Raw genomic sequence first — 22,052 nt, 5'->3', positions numbered from 1 at the left:
GGTTCCTATTCCTTGCTTCCGCTGCGGCTCAGCGCACCACGGGCGAACTGACGTTGAAACACAATGAAGACCACAAGCGGCACGATCGCGGTGATGATCGCCGCCACGGCTCGCAGATTCCAGTTGGCGTCGAACGTGCCGGCGATGCGCACGAGCGCCACGGGAAGCGGTATCTGTGAGCGCAGATAGAGCAGGGGAAGCAGAAGCGAGTTCCAGGTCCACAGGAACTGCAGGATGCCGATGGCAAAAACGGGCGCGAGCGTGTTGGGCAATACCACGTAACCGAACATCGCGAGCGGGCCGCAACCGTCGATGCGCGCGGCCTCGATCAGCTCGCGCGGGAATGCCTCCAGGAAATTCTTCACCACCACGATCGACCATGCGAAAGAGAGGCCGATGTACGGAATCAGCACTGCGAGAAGGTTGTCGATCAACCCCCATTCTCTCCAGAGCTGAAACAGCGGAATGATAACCACCTGCTGCGGCAACACGAACGCGCTGACGATGATGATCAGAATGGTTCGACGTAAAGGGAAGCGGAGGAAATGAAACGCGTACGCTGCGGCGGGTGTCAGCAACATCGTCGCGAGCGTCGCTATGCCGGCGAGTTTCAGTGACACCCAGCACGCGTCCAGCAACGGATAGTGTGTCCATACCGACCGCCACGCGTCGAACGTCAGCGTGAATTTGCTGGCAGTCCACCAGCCGGGTATCGCTTCGTCGACGGGGCGAAGCGATGTGATGACGATGCCGATGACGGGTACGATCCAGATGATGGCGATGATGGTGACAAGCGTGGTCGCCCAACGCGAAGAAGCATGCTTCATTTCGCCTCCGTGGTGCGTCTGAGGAACGCCGGGATCGACACGATCAGAACCGCAATCAGCAGAATGAGCGTGGCGGCCGCACCATAGCCGAGTTTGAATTGCGTCATCGACTCGCGGTACATGAAGAAGCCGAGCGTCTCGGTCGAACGGACGGGTCCACCATTCGTCATGACGTAGATGGTGTCGAATGCGCGCAGGCTGCCGAGCAGATTGATGAATGTCGCGATGCGTACACCCGGCAACGACAACGGCATCACGATGTAACGCAGTAGCGACAGCCCGCGTGCACCGTCGATGCGGGCCGCATCAAGTATCGAGAGGGGAATGGACTGGGTGGCCGCGAAGCAAAGCATCAGCGGCAAGCCAACTTGCGCCCACGAATACGCGCAGACGAGTGCGCCGAGTGCCGTCGATTGATCGCCGAGCCACGCATGCGTGAACTGGCCGAGGCCGATTGCGGTCAGCCCTGCATTGAGCAAGCCGCCCGAATCCGGCCGGAAGATGCCGAGCCAGATGAAACCTGTCACCGTCTCGGAGATGCCATACGCAGAGAAGATCAGAACTCGCGGGATCAGCGTCGCTTTGGGAGCCAGCGAGCAAAGCAGCGCAAGTATCCAGCCGATACCCACGGACAGGACCGTCGTCGAGATCGACCAGACGAACGTGGTCGAAAGAGACTGCCTGAAGCTGCTGTCGTGGAAAAGCTGCGCGTAGTTGTGCAGGCCGACGAAGCGCGCCGTGCCGAGTCCGCGAATATCGAAGAAGCTCAGGCGGATCGTGTCGACGAGAGGGTAGGCGACGGCAAGACCGAAGAGAATCAGCACGGGCGCAATGAGCAGATACGCGGCGCGTACTTCGTGCCACTGGAACGCGCGCCTGCGCGCCGACGCACGTCGCGCGTACCCGGCAGCGTGCGCTGTCGATCCATCGGCTTGCGATGCGCTCCGTGCGAAACTGATGAACTGCGCGCAGCGATTGTCGTGCTCGTTCATTGCGTTCATGTTTCCCTGGTCCGCGATACACACTGCTTCTGCGCGTTGTCGTCTGCAATTCGCAGACGGCGTTCCGGGCTATCTGTACGAATCTTTCGCCTTCGCTTCGATGGCAGCGAGCACCCTGTCGATGTTCGCGTCGCTCGGATCCTGAAGGAAACGCTGGAGTTGCACGCGATATTCATCGACGAGATCGCCCGGCAGGAGATCGCCGAGGACGAATTGCGTTCTGGACGATTTCACGGCATTGGAGGACGCGATGGCGACCGGGCTGAGCAGTGAAGCATCAGCCTTGCTGGACGGCGACACGAGACCGTTTCGAGCCTGGATGGCAGCCGCTTCGGCGCCTGTCACCCACGTGAGGAACTGGTTGGCGGCAACCGCATTGGCACCGGATTTCAGCGCTACGAATTCCTTGGTGTCGACGCTCGTCGTGTCGTCATGTCCGAATCCCATCGACGGGAACTGGAAGAGCGCGTAGTCGCTCCCTTCCTCCATGCGGTAATCGCTTTTGGCACGGTTGTTGACCCACATGCCGATCATGTCGTAACCGTGCGTGCCGCTCTTGAGCACTTCGTCGGCTGCGTTGTCCCATTCGGTGGCAAGCATCCGGTCGGGATCGTTACAGCAGTTTGCCTTGAGCATCTCGGCGTACATCTGGAGCGCCATCTTGACGACGGGATCGGTCCACGCGATTTGGTGCGCCGCGAGTTTCGATGACGCATCGACGCCGCCTACGCGCAGCAACATCGTCTCGAACCACTCGGCGTGAGCCCACGCTTTGGCCGGAATCGCGATCGGCGTAATGCCGACGGCGCGCAGCTTCCCGAATGTGCCGACGAACTCGCCCCATGTTTTCGGTGGAGTGCTAATGCCGGCTTTTTTCATGACGTCGTTGCGGTAGAAGATGCCGCTGCGGTCGCCGAATGTATAGGTGACGCCGTAAGTTACGCCCTTGTATTGACCAAGGCGCTTCCACTCGTCGCCAAGATTGTCGCTCCATCTGTACGTGTTCCATTCGGCATCCAATGGCCGAAGCAGACCTGCGTTCGCGAGTTCGGCACGGAACGCGGGCCACGTGTTGATCAGCAGATCGGCGCTTTCACCGCTCATGAGCGCGGCGCGAATGGCGCCGCGAGCGTCGCCCTGTACTGTCAGACTGATTTCGCGGATCTTGATGGTGGGATGGCTTTTCTGAAAAGCGGATTCCATCGCATGGATCGTGTCGCCTTCAGCGCCGGCTAGCCAATCAATGATGACGAGTTCGTTACTCGCGGCAGTCGCGGCGTACGGAAAGAGAATAGCGAAGACAGCGGTGAGCAGCGCCCCGAACGCGAGGCGCCGGCATACGATGAACGGCGCAGAACTCACGCATGCCATGACGTATCTCCAGTGGATACCGTCCATTGCCATATGATCGTTTCAATTTAGTTGAAACGTTATCAACTAGACAAGGAAGGGTTTACCCGGGACTGGAAATGGCAACAGTCCGTTCGCTGAACGGAGCCGGCTGCGATATCTGCATATGGCAACCGGCTTTTTATCCTCGGACGCTCAGGCCAGATCGAAGCGATCGAGGTTCATCACCTTCACCCACGCCGCAATGAAATCGCGAACGAATTTATCCTTCGCATCGTCGCTTGCATACACTTCGCAGAGCGCGCGCAGCTGTGCGTGCGAACCGAAGACGAGATCGACGCGTGTGGCCGTCCATTTCAGTTCGCCTGATTGTCGGTCGCGCCCTTCGTACACATCGTCAGCGGACGAATGCGGCCGCCATTGCGTGTCGATGTCGAGCAGGTTTCGGAAGAAGTCATTGGTCAGCGTCTGCGGGTGATCGGTGAATACGCCGTGAGAATCGCTGCCCGTATGCACATCCAGCACGCGTAACCCACCGATCAGCACCGTCATCTCGGGCGCGGTCAAGGTCAGCATCTGCCCTGTCGATCAGCAGATGCTCTGCAGGCACGCTGCATTTGCGTTTGATGAAGTTGCGAAAGCCATCGGCAAACGGCTCGAGTGCGCCAACGGACTCGACGTCAGTCTGCGCCTGCGACGCATCCATCCGGCCCGGCGCGAAGGGCACTGTGACGGCGTGCCCGGCTGCTTTCGCCGCTTGCTCGATACCAGCGCCGCCCGCCAGCACGATCAGGTCGGCCAGCGACACTTTCTTCCCGCCCGTCTGTGCGTTGTTGAATTCGGCCTGGATGCCTGCGAGCGTTTCGAGCACATTCGCGAGTGCTGCCGGCTCATTGACAGCCCAGTCCTTTTGCGGCGCGAGACGAATCCGTGCGCCGTTCGCGCCCCCGCGCCTGTCAGAACCACGGAAGGTGGAAGCCGATGCCCACGCCGTCGACACCAACTGCGCGACAGACAAGCCCGATGCGAGAATCTTGCTCTTCAGAGAGGCGCAGTCCGCTTCATCGATCAGCGGATGATCGACGTGTGGAATCGGGTCCTGCCAGATCAACTCTTCAGCCGGCACTTCCGGGCCCAGATAACGCGCGCGCGGACCCATGTCACGATGGGTCAGCTTGAACCATGCACGGGCAAAGGCATCGGCGAAAGCATCCGGGTTTTGCATGAAGTGTCGCGAGATCTTCTCGTAGACGGGATCGAAACGCAGCGAGAGATCGGTCGTGAGCATGGTCGGCAGCAGCTTTTTCGACGGATCATGGGCATGCGGAACTGTTGCGTCCGCAGCTTTCGCGACCCATTGGTGCGCGCCTGCCGGGCTGCGCGTCAGTTCCCACTCATAGTTGAACAGATTCAGAAAAAAACCCATGCCCCATTCAATGGGCGTATTGCTCCACGTGACTTCCAGTCCACTCGATATCGTATCGGCGCCCGCGCCCGTGCCGAAGGCGTTGCTCCAGCCCAAGCCCTGGTTTTCCAGTGCGGCGGCTTCGGGTTCGGGGCCGACGTTGCTGGCGGGCGCTGCGCCGTGTGTCTTGCCGAACGTATGACCGCCCGCGATCAGTGCGACGGTTTCTTCGTCGTTCATCGCCATGCGGCCGAAGGTCTCGCGTATGTCGTGTGCTGCGGCGACCGGGTCCGGGTTGCCGTCGGGTCCTTCCGGGTTCACGTAGATCAAGCCCATTTGCACGGCGGCAAGCGGGTTCTCCAGATGTCGTCCGCCGACTGTGCGGCTGACTTCCTCGCCGTGAATGTCCTTGTCCGCGACGACCACGCCCGGCGAACTGGCATCGCGCGGGGCGGCACCTTTGCCATATCGGACATCGTCACCCAGCCATGTCTTCTCGTTGCCCCAATAGATGTCCTGGTCGGGTTCCCACGTATCCTCGCGGCCGCCTCCGTAGCCAAACGTCTTGAAGCCCATGGTTTCGAGCGCAACGTTGCCGGTGAGAATCAGCAGATCCGCCCAGGAGATCTTCTGGCCGTACTTCTGCTTGATCGGCCAGAGCAGGCGACGAGCCTTGTCCAGATTGACGTTGTCCGGCCAGCTGTTGAGCGGCGCGAAGCGCTGTTGTCCGCGTCCACCGCCGCCTCGACCATCGCCAATGCGGTACGTACCCGCGCTATGCCAGGCCATGCGGATGAAGAAAGGCCCATAGTGTCCGAAGTCAGCGGGCCACCATGCCTGCGAATTCGTCATGAGCGCGGCAAGATCCTTCTTGATCGCCGACAGGTCCAGGCTCCTGAATGCCGCGGCGTAACTGAACTCCTTGTCCAGCGGATTGGATTTGCTGGAGTGCTGACTGAGCAGATCCAGTCTTAGCTGTTGCGGCCACCAGTCGCGAGTGGACGTGCCGTCGCCGGCTGTATGAGCGAACGGACATCCTGCATCGTTTGACATGCACTATCTCCTTGGAAAGACGATTCCTTTGCGCATCCGATGAACTTCATCGTTCGTGAGTTGCTTCAACCAGGCATTGCCATTCGGCGGGACTGTCTCCGTTGCTTGCGTGGTTGCATTGGCAAACGCTCGTCTTGAGCAGGCGGCCGTGAGCAGGTTCTTCATTGGGTGATTGCGCGCTTTGCGTTGCCAAAGCGCAGGCTTCGATTCGACTCGCGCCGGCACCGTGATACGTCGTGATCGTATAGGCGTGAGCGGGGCCAATAGAACCTGCGATCGCTAGCGCCAGGCCTAAGGCAATACTCGGCAACTTCATGTTGGTTTCCCAAATAACACAGCTCGATACGGAGTGACTGCAAGCTTAGGCCAATTACTTGAACGAGTCTGTCTCGCTGCACGTTCGTAGCGGTTTGCAATGCGATTTGAACAATATGCATCCGGGTTTGCTTGTCGGATTGCATCGACATTTCTCATTCGAACGTGCGCCGACACCTTACGACTGAATTGCACTAAGTTGTGCGAGGTGGGTTCTCGTCAATGTCTCAAGTGCTTTTGTGGGGGGACTCGACTGTCAACAACGCACGGAAGTGCTTCACGCATCAGTAGAGGAAAGGATACGCATATGAAAGCAGCGCGCATGCACCAGTATGGAAAGCCTCTTGTACTGGAGGATATTCCCGTTCCTGATATCAAGGCCGATGAGATCCTGGTGGAGGTGAGAGCGTGTGGAATGTGCCGGTCCGACGTTCAACTCATCGACGGGTATTTCCGAAAATACGCGGACATTCCGACGCCGATCACGCTCGGCCATGAAATCACCGGCGTGATCAGCAAGATTGGCAGCATCGTGCCAGAGGCGGCCGGTTTCCAAGAAGGAGACCACGTGGTCGTTGCACCCGGATGGGGCGATGGCATTTGCCGTCATTGCCAGATCGGCAACACGCATATTTGCCCTAACGTCCGTTGGCCGGGTTTCGGCCCCGTTGGCGGATTCGCGGAGTTCCTGCCTGTTCCCGCTCGCTATCTGATCAAGGTGGACGAGCGGCTGCCTTTCGAAACGCTCGCGCCACTCACGGATGCGGGGCTTACACCTTATCGTGCGATCAAGAAGCTGCGTGATGGCGGTGCTCTGGGGCCGGACCGGATCATGGGCGTGTTCGGTGTGGGTGGCCTCGGCGGCTATGCCGTGCAGTACGCGAAAATTCTCGGCGGCGGCGCGAAGGTCGCTGCATTCGCACGCAATTCGGAGAAGCTCGAGATAGCAAAAGAGTACGGCGCCGATCATATCGTCAATATCAACGGCAAGTCTTCGGCGGATATCGGCAATGAACTGAACAAGCTGGTGGGGCGGCACGATCTCGATGCCGTGATCGATTGCGCAGGCGCGGAACAGATGGTGCAACTGGCGCTGAGCCTGCTGTCGATCAGCGGCCATTACGTCGATGTCGGCCTGGTCGGCGATCGCATCGATATTCCGCTCTTTCCACGCGTGTCGCGCGAACAGACGGTTCAAGGTTCGTTTTGGGGCAACAACACCGACCTGACCGAGGTCATGGCGCTTGCAGCGCAAGACAAGATTCGCCACACCGTCAAGACGTTCAGGTTCGAAGAACTCAACGACTATATCGACCGGCTGAGAGTGGGCGAGATCGTCGGCCGTGCGGTGATGAGGTTCTGATTGCCTGCAATCACCGACGAAAAGCGCACTTGCACATGTGCCGCAGCGGTTGCCGTGGCGGCACATGTTGTTGCTGATGCCTGAACGCTCTCTGTAATGGGGCTTGTATGCGCCGCCTTCTTCGCGTCGTCGCTGCTTTCTGCTGTGCGTTATCGGTGCCCGCGATTGCGCGAGCGGGTGAAACGCCTTCTTCGTCTGCGGCTTCTCATGCCAGAACGGCCGAAGCAAAAAAGTCAGACCGGGCCCTGACTCGCGACGTTCGTCGCGCACTTGGAAATACGCGAGGCTTGAATGCACAAGGCATTCGGGTGATGGCGCGACACGGAGTTGTCACGCTGAGTGGAACGGTCCGAACGCTTGACGAGATGAATGCGGCGGAACACGTGGCGCGAAGCGTTCCCGGCGTACAGTCGGTCGCAAACAAGTTGACGCTCTTCCGGGGCGAGAATGGGTAGCCCCCATGGTCATCGACGTCGAACACAAGGAATGCCGCAAGCCGTGATATTGCGCGGTGAGCGTCGAAAACAACACTCACCGATGCGCAAAGCAATCAGCCATTACCGCCGTGAAATAACGCAAGCTTGTTCGTCACCGACGTCACGCCCTGAACCGACTTGGTGATTTCTTCTGCCTGCTGGATCTGCTCGCCGCTCTTGACCGTGCCGCTGAGCGTCACTGCACCGCCGCGCGCACGCACGAACACACCTGATACGTCGAAACCTTGAGCCCTTGCCAGTGCGCGTCGCACGGACTTGCCAAGCGCGCGATCCGCAGGTGTCGCTTTCTTCGATGCCTGGGTGGACGGGGTATTGGTTGCATCGCTCGCCTGTGCATGACACGCGATCGACACAGTCATCGAAACGCCTACCAGCAGGGCGCGCAGCAAGTTCCTGTTCATGTCGACCTCCGCTTATGGTTAACGGGAGCAGCACCGTGGGGAGCAGCACCGTGCATGCTTCGCTATGTGCGTCATTGTCTTGTCGCCGTGGTGCGTAGTCTTTCCCGATAGCACGGTATTTGTGATCGGCAACGGTTCGGTTTGCCCCGCTGCGAATGACATTCATGCATCGCCCGCCTGTTTTCCCGTCAGTGCGTCGATCAGCAGGCGGGCGCCCGGTGAGAGGGGCGCGCCTTTGCGTGTGACCAGCTCGTAGGGTTCGCTGCGCGAAGCGAGCGTGAGGGGAAGGCTACGCGTCATGCGTTGACGGGAAAAGAACTGCGCAACGTCGATCGATACCAGCGCGACGAACGAAGGGTTGTTCTGCAACAGCGTGAGCGTGGCGAATATCGACGTTGTTTCCAGCAGATGCAACGGGAAGCGAATGCCGGCATCGCGAAACTCGCGCTCCAGAAGCAGCCGCATTGGCATGTTCGCGCGATACACCACCCAGCGATACTCGGCGAGTTGCTTGAGCGTCACTTTCTTCGCCGTTCCCAGCGGATGCTGGACGTTGGCGATGACGGCCAACGTCTCGTCCTGGAGCCTGATGCTTTCATAAAGGTCCGGCGTCTGGCTGATCGTCGTACGGCAAATTGCCAGATCGAGCCTGCCGGCATCGATCTGACTCAATAGTGTTGCACTCGTGTCTTCGACGATCTCCACGGACATTTCCGGATGCCGCTCGACGAGTGCCGTGATGGCTTCTGTCAGCAGCGGCACCGCGCCCATGATGACGCCTACCGCCACGCGTCCCCCGTGACCACGCAAGATACCGACGATTTCCTCGCGCAGATGCGCCACGTCGGTGTGGATCAGCCTTGCATACCGGATCACGCAGTGACCCACTTCGTTCGGCTCGAGGCCCCGGTTTGTGCGATTGAACAGTGCTGTGCCGAACGTGGTTTCGATCTCTTGCAGTGCCTTGCTGGCGCCCGGCTGCGTCAGCGCCACCTGCTTCGCTGCTTTGAGCAACGAGCCGTGATCGCCCAGCGCGATCAGCAATCTCAGCTGCTTGAGATGCAGGCGCGACACGATGGAATTCAGCGATGGTGTCATTTATGGGTTGAGGAAAAGCTATATCAGTATCAAATGCTCTCAATTTCCGCGTGACGCGAACCTGCCTATACTCGATCGCAACAGGTCATTATTTGAGCGCCATTGCGGAGCCTGCGAGTTGTTTTCGAGAGTCGACGCGCTCTGCTGCAATCGTTTCAACTATAACGGAATCTTATTCCCATGTCTCTCATCACCTATATCACGCATATTCAGTTCGAGTCCGGCGCGGTGCGCCTGCTGAAGCAGGAATGTGAGCGCATCGGCATCCGGCGTCCGCTGATCGTGACGGACAAGGGCATCAAGGCAGCAGGTATCGTCGATACCGTACTGAATGCGTTGGGAGACGGCACTCATGTCGCTCTCTACGACGGTACACCGCCGAACCCCAACGAAGGTGCAGTACGCGAGGCCGTGGCTGCATTTCACAGCGGCGATTGCGATGGAATCATCGCGGTGGGGGGCGGTTCTTCGATCGATCTTGCCAAAGGTGTCGCCGTCTGCGCAACGCATGATGGGCCGCTGAAGACGTTCGCTGTTATTGAGGGCGGCGCCGCGCGCATCACAGCAAAGACGGCGCCCGTTATTGCCGTGCCCACGACAGCGGGAACTGGTAGCGAAGTAGGCCGTGGCGCGATCCTGATTCTCGATGACGGTCGAAAGGTCGGCGTAATTTCACCCTTCGTGGTGCCAAAGGCGGCGATTTGCGACCCGGAGTTGACCCTCGGCCTGCCGCCCGTTCTAACGGCCGCCACGGGAATGGATGCGATCGCGCATTGCCTCGAAACCTTCATGTCGCCGGCATTCAACCCGCCTGCGGATGGTATCGCGCTCGACGGCTTGTGGCGCGCGTGGGCGCATATCGAGCGCGCGACGCGTCAGCCTGACGACCGTGTCGCGCGCATGAACATGATGAGCGCGTCGATGCAGGGCGCGCTGGCATTTCAGAAGGGTCTTGGATGCGTGCACAGCCTGAGTCACTCGCTCGGTGGTATCAATCCGCGTCTTCATCACGGCACGCTCAACGCGATTTTCTTGCCGGCCGTGATCGAATTCAACAAGGAATCGGCATCCATGCGCGACGAGAGCAAGCTCGAACGCATTGCACAGGCGATTGGAGTGAGGAGCGGCACCGAAGTGGCGCCATCGCTGAAGGCCATGACGCAGCGTCTCGGTTTGCCGACGAGCCTCGAGGAACTGGGCGTCACGCGCGATATGTTCCCCGCGATCATCCAGGGAGCGCTGAAGGATCACAGCCACAAGACTAATCCGCGTATCGCTTCGGAAGACGACTATCGCGCGATGCTGGACGCGTCGCTGTGATCTATTGCCGCAAGGAAATATCGGCCATAGCGGTACTCGGTGGGCTGACATTCCCTACAGTTATACCGCTATCGATTTTCGTCAATTCTTTCTCTGTGTCCCGGAGCGTATGCTCGCGGGCGAGTCGCGCACCGTCCTCACGGGCACGACGAATTTGAGCACCCCACAGGCCGCACAGATGGCCATAGACATAAAGCAAATGGAGACATTTCTATGCAAGCGAGCAAAAAGCTTCGACGCATTCAACGCGTTTCGATTTTCTTTCTTACATTAGCGGGCTGTATCAACTATCTCGACCGGAGTGCGCTTTCCGTCGCGAATAGCATGATCCGGGGCGAGATGGGACTGACGGCGTCGCAAATGGGCATGCTGTTGTCTGCTTTTTCGCTGGCGTACGCGTTCTGCCAGTTGCCCGTCGGCGCGATGCTCGACAGGCTTGGCGCGCGGCTCATGCTGGGCGCGGGCATGCTCGCGTGGTCCATCGCGCAACTGTGCGCGGGTTTTGTCGGCAACATCCAGCAGTTCTTTATCGCGCGGGTGTGCCTCGGCATTGGTGAGGCACCGCAATTCCCGGCTGGCGCAAAAGTGATCGGCGAATGGTTCGCCGTGCGGGATCGCGGCACGCCGACAGGCATCTTCGTCGCATCGAGCACGATCGGTCCGGCGCTTGCACCGCCCATTTTGACGGGCCTGATGCTCGCGCTCGGCTGGCGCCAGATGTTCATCGCAACCGGCGTGCTGGGGATGCTGGTCGCGCTGGGCTGGTATGTCGCCTATCGCAATCGCAAAGAGGTGCAGCTCACGCGTGAAGAAGACGCGTATCTCGACCAGGACAACACCGAACAGACGAGTGCAAAGCCGTTGAGCGCTGCACAGTGGCGCAATCTCTTCAGCCAGCGCACGACATGGGGCATGCTGTTCGGCTTCATGGGCGTCATCTACATGGTATGGCTCTATCTGACCTGGCTTCCCGCGTATCTCGAACATGAACGCGGCATGAGCGTTGCGCGCACGGGTTGGGTCGTGTCGATTCCGTACTTTGTCGGCACTATCGGAATGTTGAGCAGCGGTTATCTCGCCGACAAACTGTATCGCCGCGGCATGGCGCCCATCACGAGCCGTAAATGGCCGATCACGGTTGGTCTGGTCGGCGCGGCGCTGTTCACGGTGCCGGCTGCGTTGACGCCCTCTGCATCGCTTGCGGTCGTCTATATCTCGCTGGCGATGTTCTTCATCAATCTGGCTTCGGGCGGCGCGTGGGCGCTCGTCAGCATCGCGGCGCCGCGGCACGTGGTCGCGTCGCTGGGCGGCATCCAGAACTTCGGCGGCTTTCTGGCAGGCTCGGCTGCGCCCGTGATTACGGGTGTCGTGGTGGACCGCACGCACTCTTTCGTGAATGCACTGATTGTCAGTGCGATCGTCGCGTTGCTTTCCGCGCTCGCTTACCTTTTCATGGTGCGTCGTCCCATTGCCATCGAGGAAACCCCGGCCGACTTCACGACTGCATCGCTTTCTCCGGCCCGGCAAGCGGAATGACGCGCGGAGGGCCACACGCATTCGGGCCAGTTTCGTTCTTGGTCAGTATTAGGGATTGACATGCCGCTCATCACCTGTGTCGAAGATTTGCGCGTGCTTGCGAAAAAGCGCGTGCCCAAGGCGTTTTACGACTATGTCGACAGTGGATCGTATTCGGAGTCCACGTATCGCGAGAACAGCGCGGCCTTCCACGCGTTGAAGCTGCAGCAACGCGTCGCGGTCAATGTCGAAGGCCGCAGTACCGCGAGCACGATGATCGGTCAAGACGTGGCAATGCCCGTCGCCATCGCGCCGACAGGACTCGCTGGAATGCAGTGGGCCAACGGCGAAATACTGGGCGCGCGAGCAGCGCAACGCTTCGGCGTGCCGTTCACGCTGTCGACTGTGAGCATCTGTTCGATCGAAGACGTCGCACGCGAAACATCCATGCCGTTCTGGTTTCAGCTCTACGTGATGCGCGACCGCGGCTTCAATGCGTCGCTGATCGAACGGGCGAAGCGGGCGGGATGCGCTGCACTCGTCGTTACGTTGGACCTGCAGATCAATGGTCAACGGCACAAGGACATCAAGAACGGCATGACCGTGCCGCCGCGCATCACGATGCGCAACGTGCTCGACCTCGCATCCAAGCCAGGCTGGGTGTTGCGCGCGATGTCCGGTGCGAAGACCTTCGGCAACCTGGCGGGGCACATCAAGGGCGGCGACGACGTAATCGCGATCAGCAAGTGGGTCGCATCGCAGTTCGATCCCACGCTGAGCTGGAACGACATCGCCGCGATCCGGCAGCAATGGGACGGCAAGCTGATTCTCAAAGGCATTCTGAGCGCAGATGACGCGCGCGTCGCGGTCTCGGTCGGCGCGGACGCAATCGTCGTGAGCAATCACGGCGGACGGCAACTGGACGGCGCACCGTCGACGGTGGACGCCTTGCCCGCGATCGTCGAAGCCGTTGGCGATGAAGTCGAAGTGTGGATGGACGGCGGTATTCGTAGCGGACAGGACGTCATGAAGGCGCTGGCGCTGGGCGCGAAAGGCACGATGGTAGGCCGCGCGTTCATGTATGCGCTCGGCGCGATGGGCGAGGCGGGCGTGACGCGGATGCTGCAGATCCTGCAAAGCGAACTCGACGTCAGCATGGCGCTATCCGGCGTGCGGCAGATCGGCGAGATCGGTCGACACAATCTTTTTCAGGGCGGATCGAACCCATCGGCGCGGCACGCGCGCGCTGGATTCGAGCCCGCTATTGCTGCATTGAACTAGCTGGAGGAAACACGCATGAATCTGGACATTGAAGGCCGCTGGGCACTCGTGTGCGCGGCGAGCAAGGGCCTCGGCAAGGCCAGCGCGAAAGCGCTCGTGCAGGAGGGCGCGAACGTCGTGATTACGGCACGCGGGCGCGAAGCGCTCGCGGCGACTGCGCAGGAACTCAGACAATGCAATGCCGCCGTTCAGGTGGTCGCCGTTGCAGGCGACATCACGACGAACGAAGGCCGCGCCCAGGCGCTCGCAGCTGCACCTCGCATCGACATTCTCGTGAACAACGCGGGCGGTCCGCCGCCCGGCGATTTCCGCTCGTGGTCGCGCGACGACTGGATCGCCGCGCTCGACGCCAACATGCTGACGGCGATCGAATTGATCAAGGCGACCGTCGACGGCATGACAGAACGCGGCTTCGGCCGCATCGTGAACATCACGTCGGGCGCAGTCAAGGCGCCCATCGACGTGCTTGGGCTGTCCAATGGCGCGCGCTCCGGTCTCACGGGGTTCATTGCCGGTATCGCGCGGCAGAAGCGCATCGCGGAACGGAACGTGACGATCAACAACCTGTTGCCGGGACTGTTCGATACCGACCGTCTGCGTCAATCGACGGATGCTGCGGCAAAAGCGCAAGGCAAGCGCTATGACGACGCGAGAGAAGCGAAGCGTGCCGCGATTCCCGCGGGTCGCTTCGGTTCGCCCGATGAATTCGGCGCGTTTTGCGCGTTCATGTGCAGTGCGCGTGCGGGCTATCTGACGGGACAAAACATCCTGCTGGATGGCGGCGCGTATCCGGGTACTTTGTGAAGTTCCATCGTTTCGGGGTGACAGAATGAATATCGCAGGCAACCTCTTGATCGGCCACTCGACAGTTCGTGGCAAAAACGGCACATCGTACGGGATCGACGCGTTCACCGGCGAGCGCATCGAGCCTGCATTCGGCGGCGCAAGCATGACTGATCTCGACGCAGCGTGTGCGCTTGCCTGGTCCGCGTTCGACACGTATCGGGAAACGAGCCTCGAATCGCGCGCGCGTTTTCTGGAAGCGATCGCCAGCAACATTCTCGACATCGGCGATGTGTTGATCGAGCGCTGCATACAGGAATCGGGTTTGCCGCGCGCGCGCATCGAAGGCGAACGCGCCCGCACAGTCGCGCAGTTGCGGATGTTCGCCAATGTGGTGCGTGATGGCGATTTTCTTGGCGCGCGCATCGACCCCGCGCAGCCCGACAGAAAGCCGATGCCTCGCGTCGACCTGCGGCTGCGGCACATTGCGCTCGGTCCCGTTGCGGTGTTCGGCGCGAGCAATTTCCCGCTGGCGTTTTCGGTGGCGGGCGGCGATACGGCCTCTGCGCTCGCTGCGGGCTGCCCCGTCATCGTCAAGGCGCATTCGGCGCACCCGGGCACGTCCGAGCTTGTCGGTATGGCCGTCCAGAAGGCAGTCAAAGACTGCTGTATGCCCGAAGGTACGTTCTCGCTTCTGTTCGGCAGCGGGCGGGAAATCGGCCAGGGGCTCGTGCGCGACACGCGCATCAAGGCGGTGGGCTTCACAGGCTCGCGAGGCGCGGGAACCGAACTGATTTCCATCGCAGCGGCGCGGGCCGAGCCGATCCCAGTCTACGCGGAAATGAGCAGCATCAATCCCGTGTTGCTGTTTCCTCACGCGCTGGAGCATCGCGGCGATGCCATCGCGCGTGCGTTCGTGCAATCGCTGACGCTGGGCGCGGGGCAGTTCTGCACGAACCCGGGCCTCATTCTCGCGGTGGATGGCCCGGCGCTCGACAACTTCATGCGTGTCGCGGCCATAGCGCTATCCGATACGCCCGCTGCGACAATGCTGACGCCCGGTATTCATAAGACCTATGAAGAGGCGGTGAGCCGGTTCACTGAGCATCCCGCTGTCGGCACGGTGGGCCGAGGGGCCGGCACAACGGGCGTCAACCAGGGGCAGGGCGCACTCTTCTCGACAACCGACGCAGCGTTTCGCGCGGACAAGACATTGCAGGACGAGATTTTTGGCGCTTCATCGTTGGTTGTTCGATGCCGCGATCTGGAATCGATGCTCGAACTCATCGAACAACTGGAAGGTCAGCTCACGTCGGCGCTGCATATCGATGCCGACGATCACGACGCCGTGCGCCGCTTTCTGCCTGCACTCGAACGTCGCACAGGGCGGATACTCGTCAATGGCTTCGGCACGGGTGTCGAGGTCGGACATGCGATGGTCCACGGCGGACCGTATCCATCGACAGCGGACGGACGTTCGACTTCCGTCGGCAGTCTCGCGATTCACCGCTTCCTGCGGCCCGTCAGCTATCAGGACATGCCGGACGCGTTGTTGCCGGCAGCGTTGCAAGACGCGAATCCGCTGAATGTCAACCGGCGCATCGACGGCAAGCTCTTGCTATCGGCACGGCACGCCAATTGATCGAGGGAAGAAGGCGCGGCATGGGGCGTGCGTCGCGCACGCCGCTTGTCTGGAAAGCGCGCCATTTTTCGCGTTCAAACGACGGCGCGCTTCGCCAGACGACGGGTGCTACATTCGACGCAAAGCACCCGCTTTGCGAGGCAGGAGATCATGGAATGCGCCTTTCCTTACCAGGGCTATTCGATCAAGGTGTATGCGGAAGCACCAGCGGAGCCCGCTGCACGCAGCATGTTTTTGCATGACGCGGGATTCGTGAGTGTCGTCGAGATTTTCAGCGCGAACGGACGCGTGCCCGCTTTCCCTCAGTTTGGCGTAACGGACGAACCGGTCGCGGCTTCGACACGCAGGTTGACGCGATGTTGAAGGGCTTTACCGCAGGTCAATCGATCGCGGATGAACTATTACTGCCCGTTGCCGCCCTCAATTGATCCAGGCCCCGCGCGAAGCGCTCGGCGGAGCCTCGATGTCCTGGCGGGTACTCATTGCCCGGCTACCCTCACGGCTCAGTAAGACGGCACACGCGGGCGCGACTGCGCCCTCATGCTGGCGAAGGAGGATAGAAACGCGCAGAATCGCGAAAGAACAGAGTTCACAATGAGACAACATGGATTACATGGATCTCACCGGATACGAGCTGGAGTCGCTCCGCGCCGATGGAGATTTCTCGTTGTACCGCGCCCGGCAGCCCGGCAATCCCGTCTCGGTGTTGACATTGGTCGCGGCCCGGCCGGCGTCCAGAAGCGTTGCGCGCCTTGAGCGCGAATTTGCATTAGCGCCCGTTCTCGATCCTCGATGGGCGGCTCAACCGCTCGCGCTCAGTCATCACAATTCGCTGCCGACCCTCGTCCTCGATGATCACGGTTATGAGCCGCTCGACCGTATCCTGCATGGACCACTCGAACTCACGCGCTTCCTGCGTCTCGCACTTAACCTGGCCGTCGTCGTTGGCCATATGCATCGATCAGGCTTGATCCATAAGGATATCAAACCAGCGAATGTACTCATCGACGGAAACGACAACATCCGTTTGACGGGCTTTGGCATCGCGTCACAACTGCCGCAGGAACGGCAACCGCCTTCGCCCCCCGAGATTATTGCGGGCACTTTTGCCTATATGGCGCCGGAGCAGACCGGCCGGATGAATCGCTCGATCGATGCGCGCAGCGACCTCTATTCGCTGGGCGTCACGCTGTACGAGATGCTCACAGGGACGCTGCCGTTCAATGCGTCCGACGCGATGGAATGGATCCATTGCCATATCGCTCGAAGGCCGCCGCCGGCGGGTGAGCGGGGCGGCGCGATCCCGGCCGCCGTCGAGAGCATCGTCATGAAGCTTCTCGCCAAGACGGCCGAAAACCGCTACCAGACGGCTGCGGGCGTCGAAGCCGACCTCAGAACCTGTATCGCGGCATGGGAAGCGAACAGACGGATCGACTCATTTCCGCCGGGCGCACACGATGCGTCCGACCGGCTGCTGATTCCCGAAAGACTCTACGGACGCGAAGCCCAGATTGAGGCACTTGTCGAAGCATTCGACCGTGTGGTGGCCAGCGGCAAGGCCGAGACGGTGCTCGTGTCGGGCTATGCGGGTATCGGCAAATCTTCCGTCGTGAATGAATTGCACAAGGTGCTGGTTCCGCCGCGCGGCCTGTTCGCGGCGGGCAAGGTCGATCAGTACAAGCGCGATATCCCGTACATGACATTGGCGCAGGCCTTTCAGTCGCTGGTGCGCGAGCTGTTGGGCAAGAGCGACGATGAAGTGAGTCAGTGGCGGCGCGACCTGATGGAAGCGCTGGGTTCGAATGGCGAGCTGATGGTGAACCTGATTCCCGAGCTGGCGCTGATCATCGGCGAGCAGCCGCCTGTTCCGGTTCTCCCGCCACGCGATGCGCAAAGCCGCTTTCAGCTCGTGTTCCGCCGCTTTCTCGGCGTGTTTGCGCGGCCCGAGCATCCGCTTGCCTTGTTCGTCGACGATCTGCAATGGCTGGACATAGCGACGCTCGACCTGATCGAACATCTCGCGACGCATCCGGAGGTGCGACATCTGCTGCTGGTTGGCGCGTATCGCGACAACGAAGTCGGTCCGTCGCATCCGCTCATGCGCACGCTCGGCATGATCCGCCGCGCGGGCGGGAGCGTGGAGGAAACCGTGCTCACTCCGCTGATGCCGGAGAGCGTGACCGAATTGATCGCTGACTCACTTCACTGCGAGCGGGATGAAGCACGGCCGCTTGCACAACTGGTGCATCAGAAGACGGGTGGCAATCCCTTCTTTGCGATCCAGTTTCTGAAGACGCTGGCCGAGGAGAAGCTACTTGCGTTCAACGCTAATGCCGCAACCTGGACGTGGGATTTGCCGCGCATTCGCGCAAAGGGTTTTACGGAAAACGTCGCGGATCTGATGGCGGTCAAGCTCGGACGTCAGCCCGCTGCCACGCAGGACGCGTTAAAGGAGCTCGCGTGCCTTGGCAACATCGTCGAGCTGGCGACACTCACGCTGGTTCAAGGCGGCACCGAGGAAGACATCGACGCGAAGCTGTGGGAAGCCGTCAGCGCGGGCCTCGTGTTCCGCGTGCAGAGTGCCTACAAGTTCGTGCACGATCGCGTGCATGAAGCGGCCTATGCGCTGATTCCCGAGCGCGAGCGTGCCGCGGCACACCTTCGTATTGGCCGGATACTCGCGTCGCGCACGGCACCGGAAGAACTCGAAGACGGCATCTTCGATATCGTGAATCACCTGAATCGCGGCGTCGCATTGATTACGACGCAGCAGGAGCGCGAGCGGGTCGTCGAGCTGAACGTCACGGCGGGCAGACGCGCCAAATACTCGACGGCTTATCTGTCGGCGCGCAATCATTTCGCGCAAGCCGCCGCGCTGCTTTCGCCGGATGCATGGACGCGACGCTATTCGCAGACCTTCGATCTCTACCTGGAACTGTCCGAGTGCGAGTATCTGGTGGGAAACTTCGATACGGCAGACGCGATGTTCGACATGATTCTGGGGCAGGCGCGCTGCAAGCTCGATCGGGCCAAGGTGTACAGCTTGCGCATCAAGCTGTATCAGGTTGCGAGCAAGTACTACGACGGCTTTGCCGTCGCGGTCGGCGCGCTGCGGGATTTCGGGTTGGTTCTTCCAGAGAATGAAGATGACATTCAGCGCGCAGTCGATGCCGAATTCCGGGACTTGTCCGCGATTCTCGGCAAGCGCGCCATCATCGATTTGCTCGACGCGCCGATGGCAACGGACCTCACGATGCAGGCGATCATCAATCTGCTCGTCGACGCTGTGCCTTGCGCGTATATCGGGCGCCCGGCGCTTTATCCGCTGATCACCCTGAAGGCGGTCAATCTTTCCATGCGGCACGGCAACACGGATCAGTCGGCGTTCGCGTACGGCGTGTATTCGCTGATGCTGGTCTCGGTTGTCGGCGACATATCGTCCGCGTTCCAGTTTTCAGAATTGTCGCTGCAGCTCAACGAGAAGCTGGGGAACGTGCGCTTGCGGGGAACGCTGCTTCATTTGCACGGCGATCACGTCAACTTCTGGCGACATCACATTGCGACAGGCGTGCCCATTCTGGAGCGGGCCTTTACTGCCTGCCTCGAAGTGGGCGATTTCGTGTATGGCGGCTTTCTCGCCTTCGAGACGATATGGCAGTTAATCGAAAAGGGCGATGCACTCGAGGACGTGCAGGCTCAATCGGTGAAATACGCGGCATTCGCAAAACAGAGCCATAACGATGCCGTCTATGAAACGATCCGGCTCGAGCAGCAGTTCGTCGCCAGTTTGCAGGGCAGATCGGCAAAACCGTTGAGTCTCGGAGACAGCTCGTTCGATGAAGCCGCGAGCTTCGCCACGATCGTCACCGCGACCTTCGGCTGCGGCATCGTGTTCTATCACATCATGAAGCAGATACTCGCCTTCCTGAACGGTGAGTACGCAGAATCGCTCGACTGCGCATTGCAGGCCGAACCGGTGCTTCCTGCTGCCATGAGCATGCCAATCGAGGCTACGTTTCACCTCTTTCACGCGCTGGCATTGACGGCGCTTTATCCGACGGTGTCCGTTGCGCAGCAGCGGGAATACAGGGAGATTCTCGGCACGAAGCTGCGTAAATTCGAACTCTGGACCGAGAACTGCCCGGAGAACTTTCGCAACCGGCACGCGCTGGTGCTGGCAGAGATTGCGAGAATCGAAGGGCGAGTCGCTGAAGCGATGGAGCTTTACGAGGAAGCCATCCATTCGAGTCATCAGCACGGCTTCATACAGAATCAGGCGCTCGCGAATGAACTCGCGGCGAGCTTCTATGCCGCGCGAGGCTTCGAGACCATCGCGAACACGTATTTTCGGAATGCCCGGTCGTGTTATCTGCGTTGGGGCGCGGATGGCAAGGTCCGTCAACTCGATGAGACCCACGCGGCACTTCGGCAAGAGTCGCCGTCGCGTGCTGAGAACACGATCGCGACTTCGGTCGAGCAACTGGAACTCGGAACGGTTGTCAAGGTTTCGCAGGCCGTGTTCAGCGAGATCGGCCTAACCGAACTGATCCACACGTTGATGGTGCTTGCGCTCGAACATGCGGGCGGCGACCGTGGCGTGCTGGTGCTGCCGGAAGGCGATGAATTGTGGATCGAAGCGGAAGCGACGACGATACGCGACACCGTCGATGTCCGCATGCCTCATGCGCGCGTCGCACCTGCTGAATTGCCTGAGTCGATCCTGCGCTACGTGATCCGGGCGAGAGAAAGCCTGCTGCTGGACGATGCATTGGAGCAAGGCCCTTTTTCAGGCGACGAATACATCCGGCGACGCGGCAGCCGATCTATTCTGTGTCTTCCGCTGATCAAGCAGGCAACGCTGATCGGTGTTCTGTATCTCAAGAACACGTTGACGCCGCATGTTTTTACGCCCTCCCGCACAGCGGTGCTCAGATTGATGGCGTCACAGGCAGCCATTTCGTTGGAGAATGCGCGGCTCTACGCGGACCTGCAACGTAGCGAGCATCGCTATCGGCATCTCTTTAGCGAAACGCCAGTTGGGCTCTGGCAGGTCGACGCGCAGACATTGGTCATGATGTTGGCGGAGTTGCGCGCGCAAGGCGTCGAGAATCTGTCGGCGTATATCGCTGAGCATCCGGAGTGGCTGGCCCGTGCGGCTGAGGCGCCGGTTATCGAGGACGTCAATAACTACGCGATACAGATGTTCGGCGCGCGAGACAGGAGCGAGATGCTGGGCCCGTACTCATGGGTCTGGCGAGAAAGCCCCGCGACATTTGTTCATGCGCTGGAGAGCAGGTATTACGGTGAAGCGATCTTTCAGGAAACGACGAAACTGCCGACGCTCGATGGCCGGATCATCGATGTGCTATTTACCGTTGCGCGCCGTGGTATGAGCGACGACAGAGGCATGGCCGTGATCAGTCTGGTCGATATGACCGAGCGTATCCGCGCGCAAGAGATGCTTCAACGGGTGCAGGAGGACTTCGCGCACGCCGCACGCATTTCGATGCTCGGGGAACTGACGGCATCGATTGCTCACGAACTGAAACAACCGCTGGCCGCAATTGCGATGAATGGCCAGGCGAGTCTGGGCTGGCTTGACCGTCCGACGCCTGGCATTACAGAGGCGCTGGCCACGAACCGGCGCATCATCGCCGATGCACGGCATGCAGTGGACATCATTGGCCGCATTCGCGCAATGGCTGTTCGGCGGGCACCAGAACGTACCGTCGTCTCGCTCGATGACCTCATCGACGAGGCGCTTGTATTTTTGCGCCATGAGGTCCACTCGCGTCATGTCACCGTGACGCATCAACCCGCTGATGGCGCGCCGAAAGTACTCGGCGACCGCATCCAGTTTCAGCAGGTGATCGTGAACCTCGCAGTGAATGCAATACAGGCCATCGACCAGGCGCGCAGCGTGCGACGCGACATCGTCATTTCCGTCGCTGTGCAGGATTACGCCACATTGCGCTGTTCCGTCGAGGACAGTGGTCCGGGTATTGCGCCTGAACATCTGAATAGCCTGTTCGAAAGCTTTTTCACGACCAAGGAAAACGGCATGGGTATGGGTTTGCCCATCTGCCATTCGATCATCGAGACACATGGCGGCACCATTTCAGCCGACAACGAATCTGCCCTCGGCGGTGCGCGCTTTTACTTCTTGCTGCCGCTGGCGAGTGACGCCGCGTGAAAACGCGT

Annotated in this window: 13 protein-coding genes and 1 pseudogene; 8 read left to right on the top strand and 6 right to left on the bottom strand. The window is 60.3% G+C overall.

What is annotated here, in order from left to right; genetic code table 11:
* Positions 1–5: 5 nt before the first annotated feature.
* The 4 genes and pseudogenes from J8I87_RS07320 to katG all read right to left on the bottom strand — a co-directional run bounded on the left by J8I87_RS07320 (position 6) and on the right by katG (position 5,636).
* Complete coding sequence (locus tag J8I87_RS07320; protein WP_209930773.1) at positions 6–827, bottom strand: carbohydrate ABC transporter permease; 822 nt, start codon at positions 825–827, stop codon at positions 6–8.
* Positions 824–1,828 carry a carbohydrate ABC transporter permease gene (locus J8I87_RS07315; RefSeq protein ID WP_209930772.1) on the bottom strand — a complete coding sequence of 335 codons (1,005 nt, stop codon included), beginning with the start codon at positions 1,826–1,828 and terminating at the stop codon, positions 824–826. The genes J8I87_RS07320 and J8I87_RS07315 overlap by 4 nt, the downstream gene beginning before the upstream one ends.
* Positions 1,829–1,897: 69 nt before the next feature.
* Positions 1,898–3,199, bottom strand: coding sequence for an ABC transporter substrate-binding protein (locus tag J8I87_RS07310; protein WP_209930771.1), 1,302 nt, complete (start codon positions 3,197–3,199; stop codon positions 1,898–1,900).
* A 174-nt stretch (positions 3,200–3,373) separates the two neighbouring features.
* Positions 3,374–5,636, bottom strand: a pseudogene (gene katG / locus J8I87_RS07305) (catalase/peroxidase HPI).
* A 415-nt stretch (positions 5,637–6,051) separates the two neighbouring features.
* Between katG and J8I87_RS07300 the strand changes: the two are divergent.
* Entirely contained in the window at positions 6,052–7,314 is a 1,263-nt protein-coding gene (locus J8I87_RS07300; RefSeq protein WP_209930770.1) for an NAD(P)-dependent alcohol dehydrogenase, read from the top strand.
* 107 nt (positions 7,315–7,421) lie between these two features.
* Positions 7,422–7,769, top strand: a complete 348-nt coding sequence (locus J8I87_RS46265) for a BON domain-containing protein (RefSeq protein ID WP_209930769.1) — start codon at positions 7,422–7,424, stop codon at positions 7,767–7,769.
* Between the two features lie 95 nt (positions 7,770–7,864).
* On the opposite strand, the gene J8I87_RS07290 is transcribed toward J8I87_RS46265, so the two are convergent.
* Together J8I87_RS07290 and J8I87_RS07285 are read right to left on the bottom strand one after the other, a co-directional pair.
* A complete protein-coding gene (locus J8I87_RS07290) occupies positions 7,865–8,212 on the bottom strand; it encodes a BON domain-containing protein (protein WP_209930768.1) in 348 nt (115 codons plus the stop codon).
* A gap of 162 nt (positions 8,213–8,374) precedes the next feature.
* Positions 8,375–9,310 (bottom strand): LysR family transcriptional regulator, encoded by a 936-nt coding sequence (locus tag J8I87_RS07285; protein ID WP_209930767.1) that lies wholly within the window; start codon positions 9,308–9,310, stop codon positions 8,375–8,377.
* 180 nt (positions 9,311–9,490) lie between these two features.
* Here J8I87_RS07285 and J8I87_RS07280 point away from each other — a divergent pair, with 180 nt between their 5' ends.
* The 6 genes from J8I87_RS07280 (at position 9,491) to J8I87_RS07255 (ending at position 22,044) form a co-directional block, all read left to right on the top strand.
* A complete protein-coding gene (locus tag J8I87_RS07280) occupies positions 9,491–10,630 on the top strand; it encodes an iron-containing alcohol dehydrogenase (RefSeq protein WP_209930766.1) in 1,140 nt (379 codons plus the stop codon).
* A gap of 213 nt (positions 10,631–10,843) precedes the next feature.
* Positions 10,844–12,166, top strand: a complete 1,323-nt coding sequence (locus J8I87_RS07275) for an MFS transporter (RefSeq protein WP_209930765.1) — start codon at positions 10,844–10,846, stop codon at positions 12,164–12,166.
* Positions 12,167–12,226: 60 nt separating this feature from the next.
* Positions 12,227–13,426 carry an alpha-hydroxy acid oxidase gene (locus J8I87_RS07270; RefSeq protein WP_209930764.1) on the top strand — a complete coding sequence of 400 codons (1,200 nt, stop codon included), beginning with the start codon at positions 12,227–12,229 and terminating at the stop codon, positions 13,424–13,426.
* A 15-nt stretch (positions 13,427–13,441) separates the two neighbouring features.
* Complete coding sequence (locus J8I87_RS07265) at positions 13,442–14,230, top strand: SDR family oxidoreductase (RefSeq protein WP_209930763.1); 789 nt, start codon at positions 13,442–13,444, stop codon at positions 14,228–14,230.
* Between the two features lie 25 nt (positions 14,231–14,255).
* Positions 14,256–15,851, top strand: coding sequence for an aldehyde dehydrogenase (NADP(+)) (locus J8I87_RS07260; RefSeq protein WP_209930762.1), 1,596 nt, complete (start codon positions 14,256–14,258; stop codon positions 15,849–15,851).
* 604 nt (positions 15,852–16,455) lie between these two features.
* Positions 16,456–22,044 (top strand): AAA family ATPase, encoded by a 5,589-nt coding sequence (locus J8I87_RS07255; RefSeq protein ID WP_313064129.1) that lies wholly within the window; start codon positions 16,456–16,458, stop codon positions 22,042–22,044.
* Positions 22,045–22,052 lie beyond the last annotated feature (8 nt).

Origin of the sequence: Paraburkholderia sp. LEh10, from assembly GCF_017814945.1 — a bacterium.
Taxonomy (GTDB): Bacteria; Pseudomonadota; Gammaproteobacteria; order Burkholderiales; family Burkholderiaceae; genus Paraburkholderia.
Note: the sequence above shows the minus strand (reverse complement) of the source record. Positions and strands in the feature narration are given on the sequence as shown.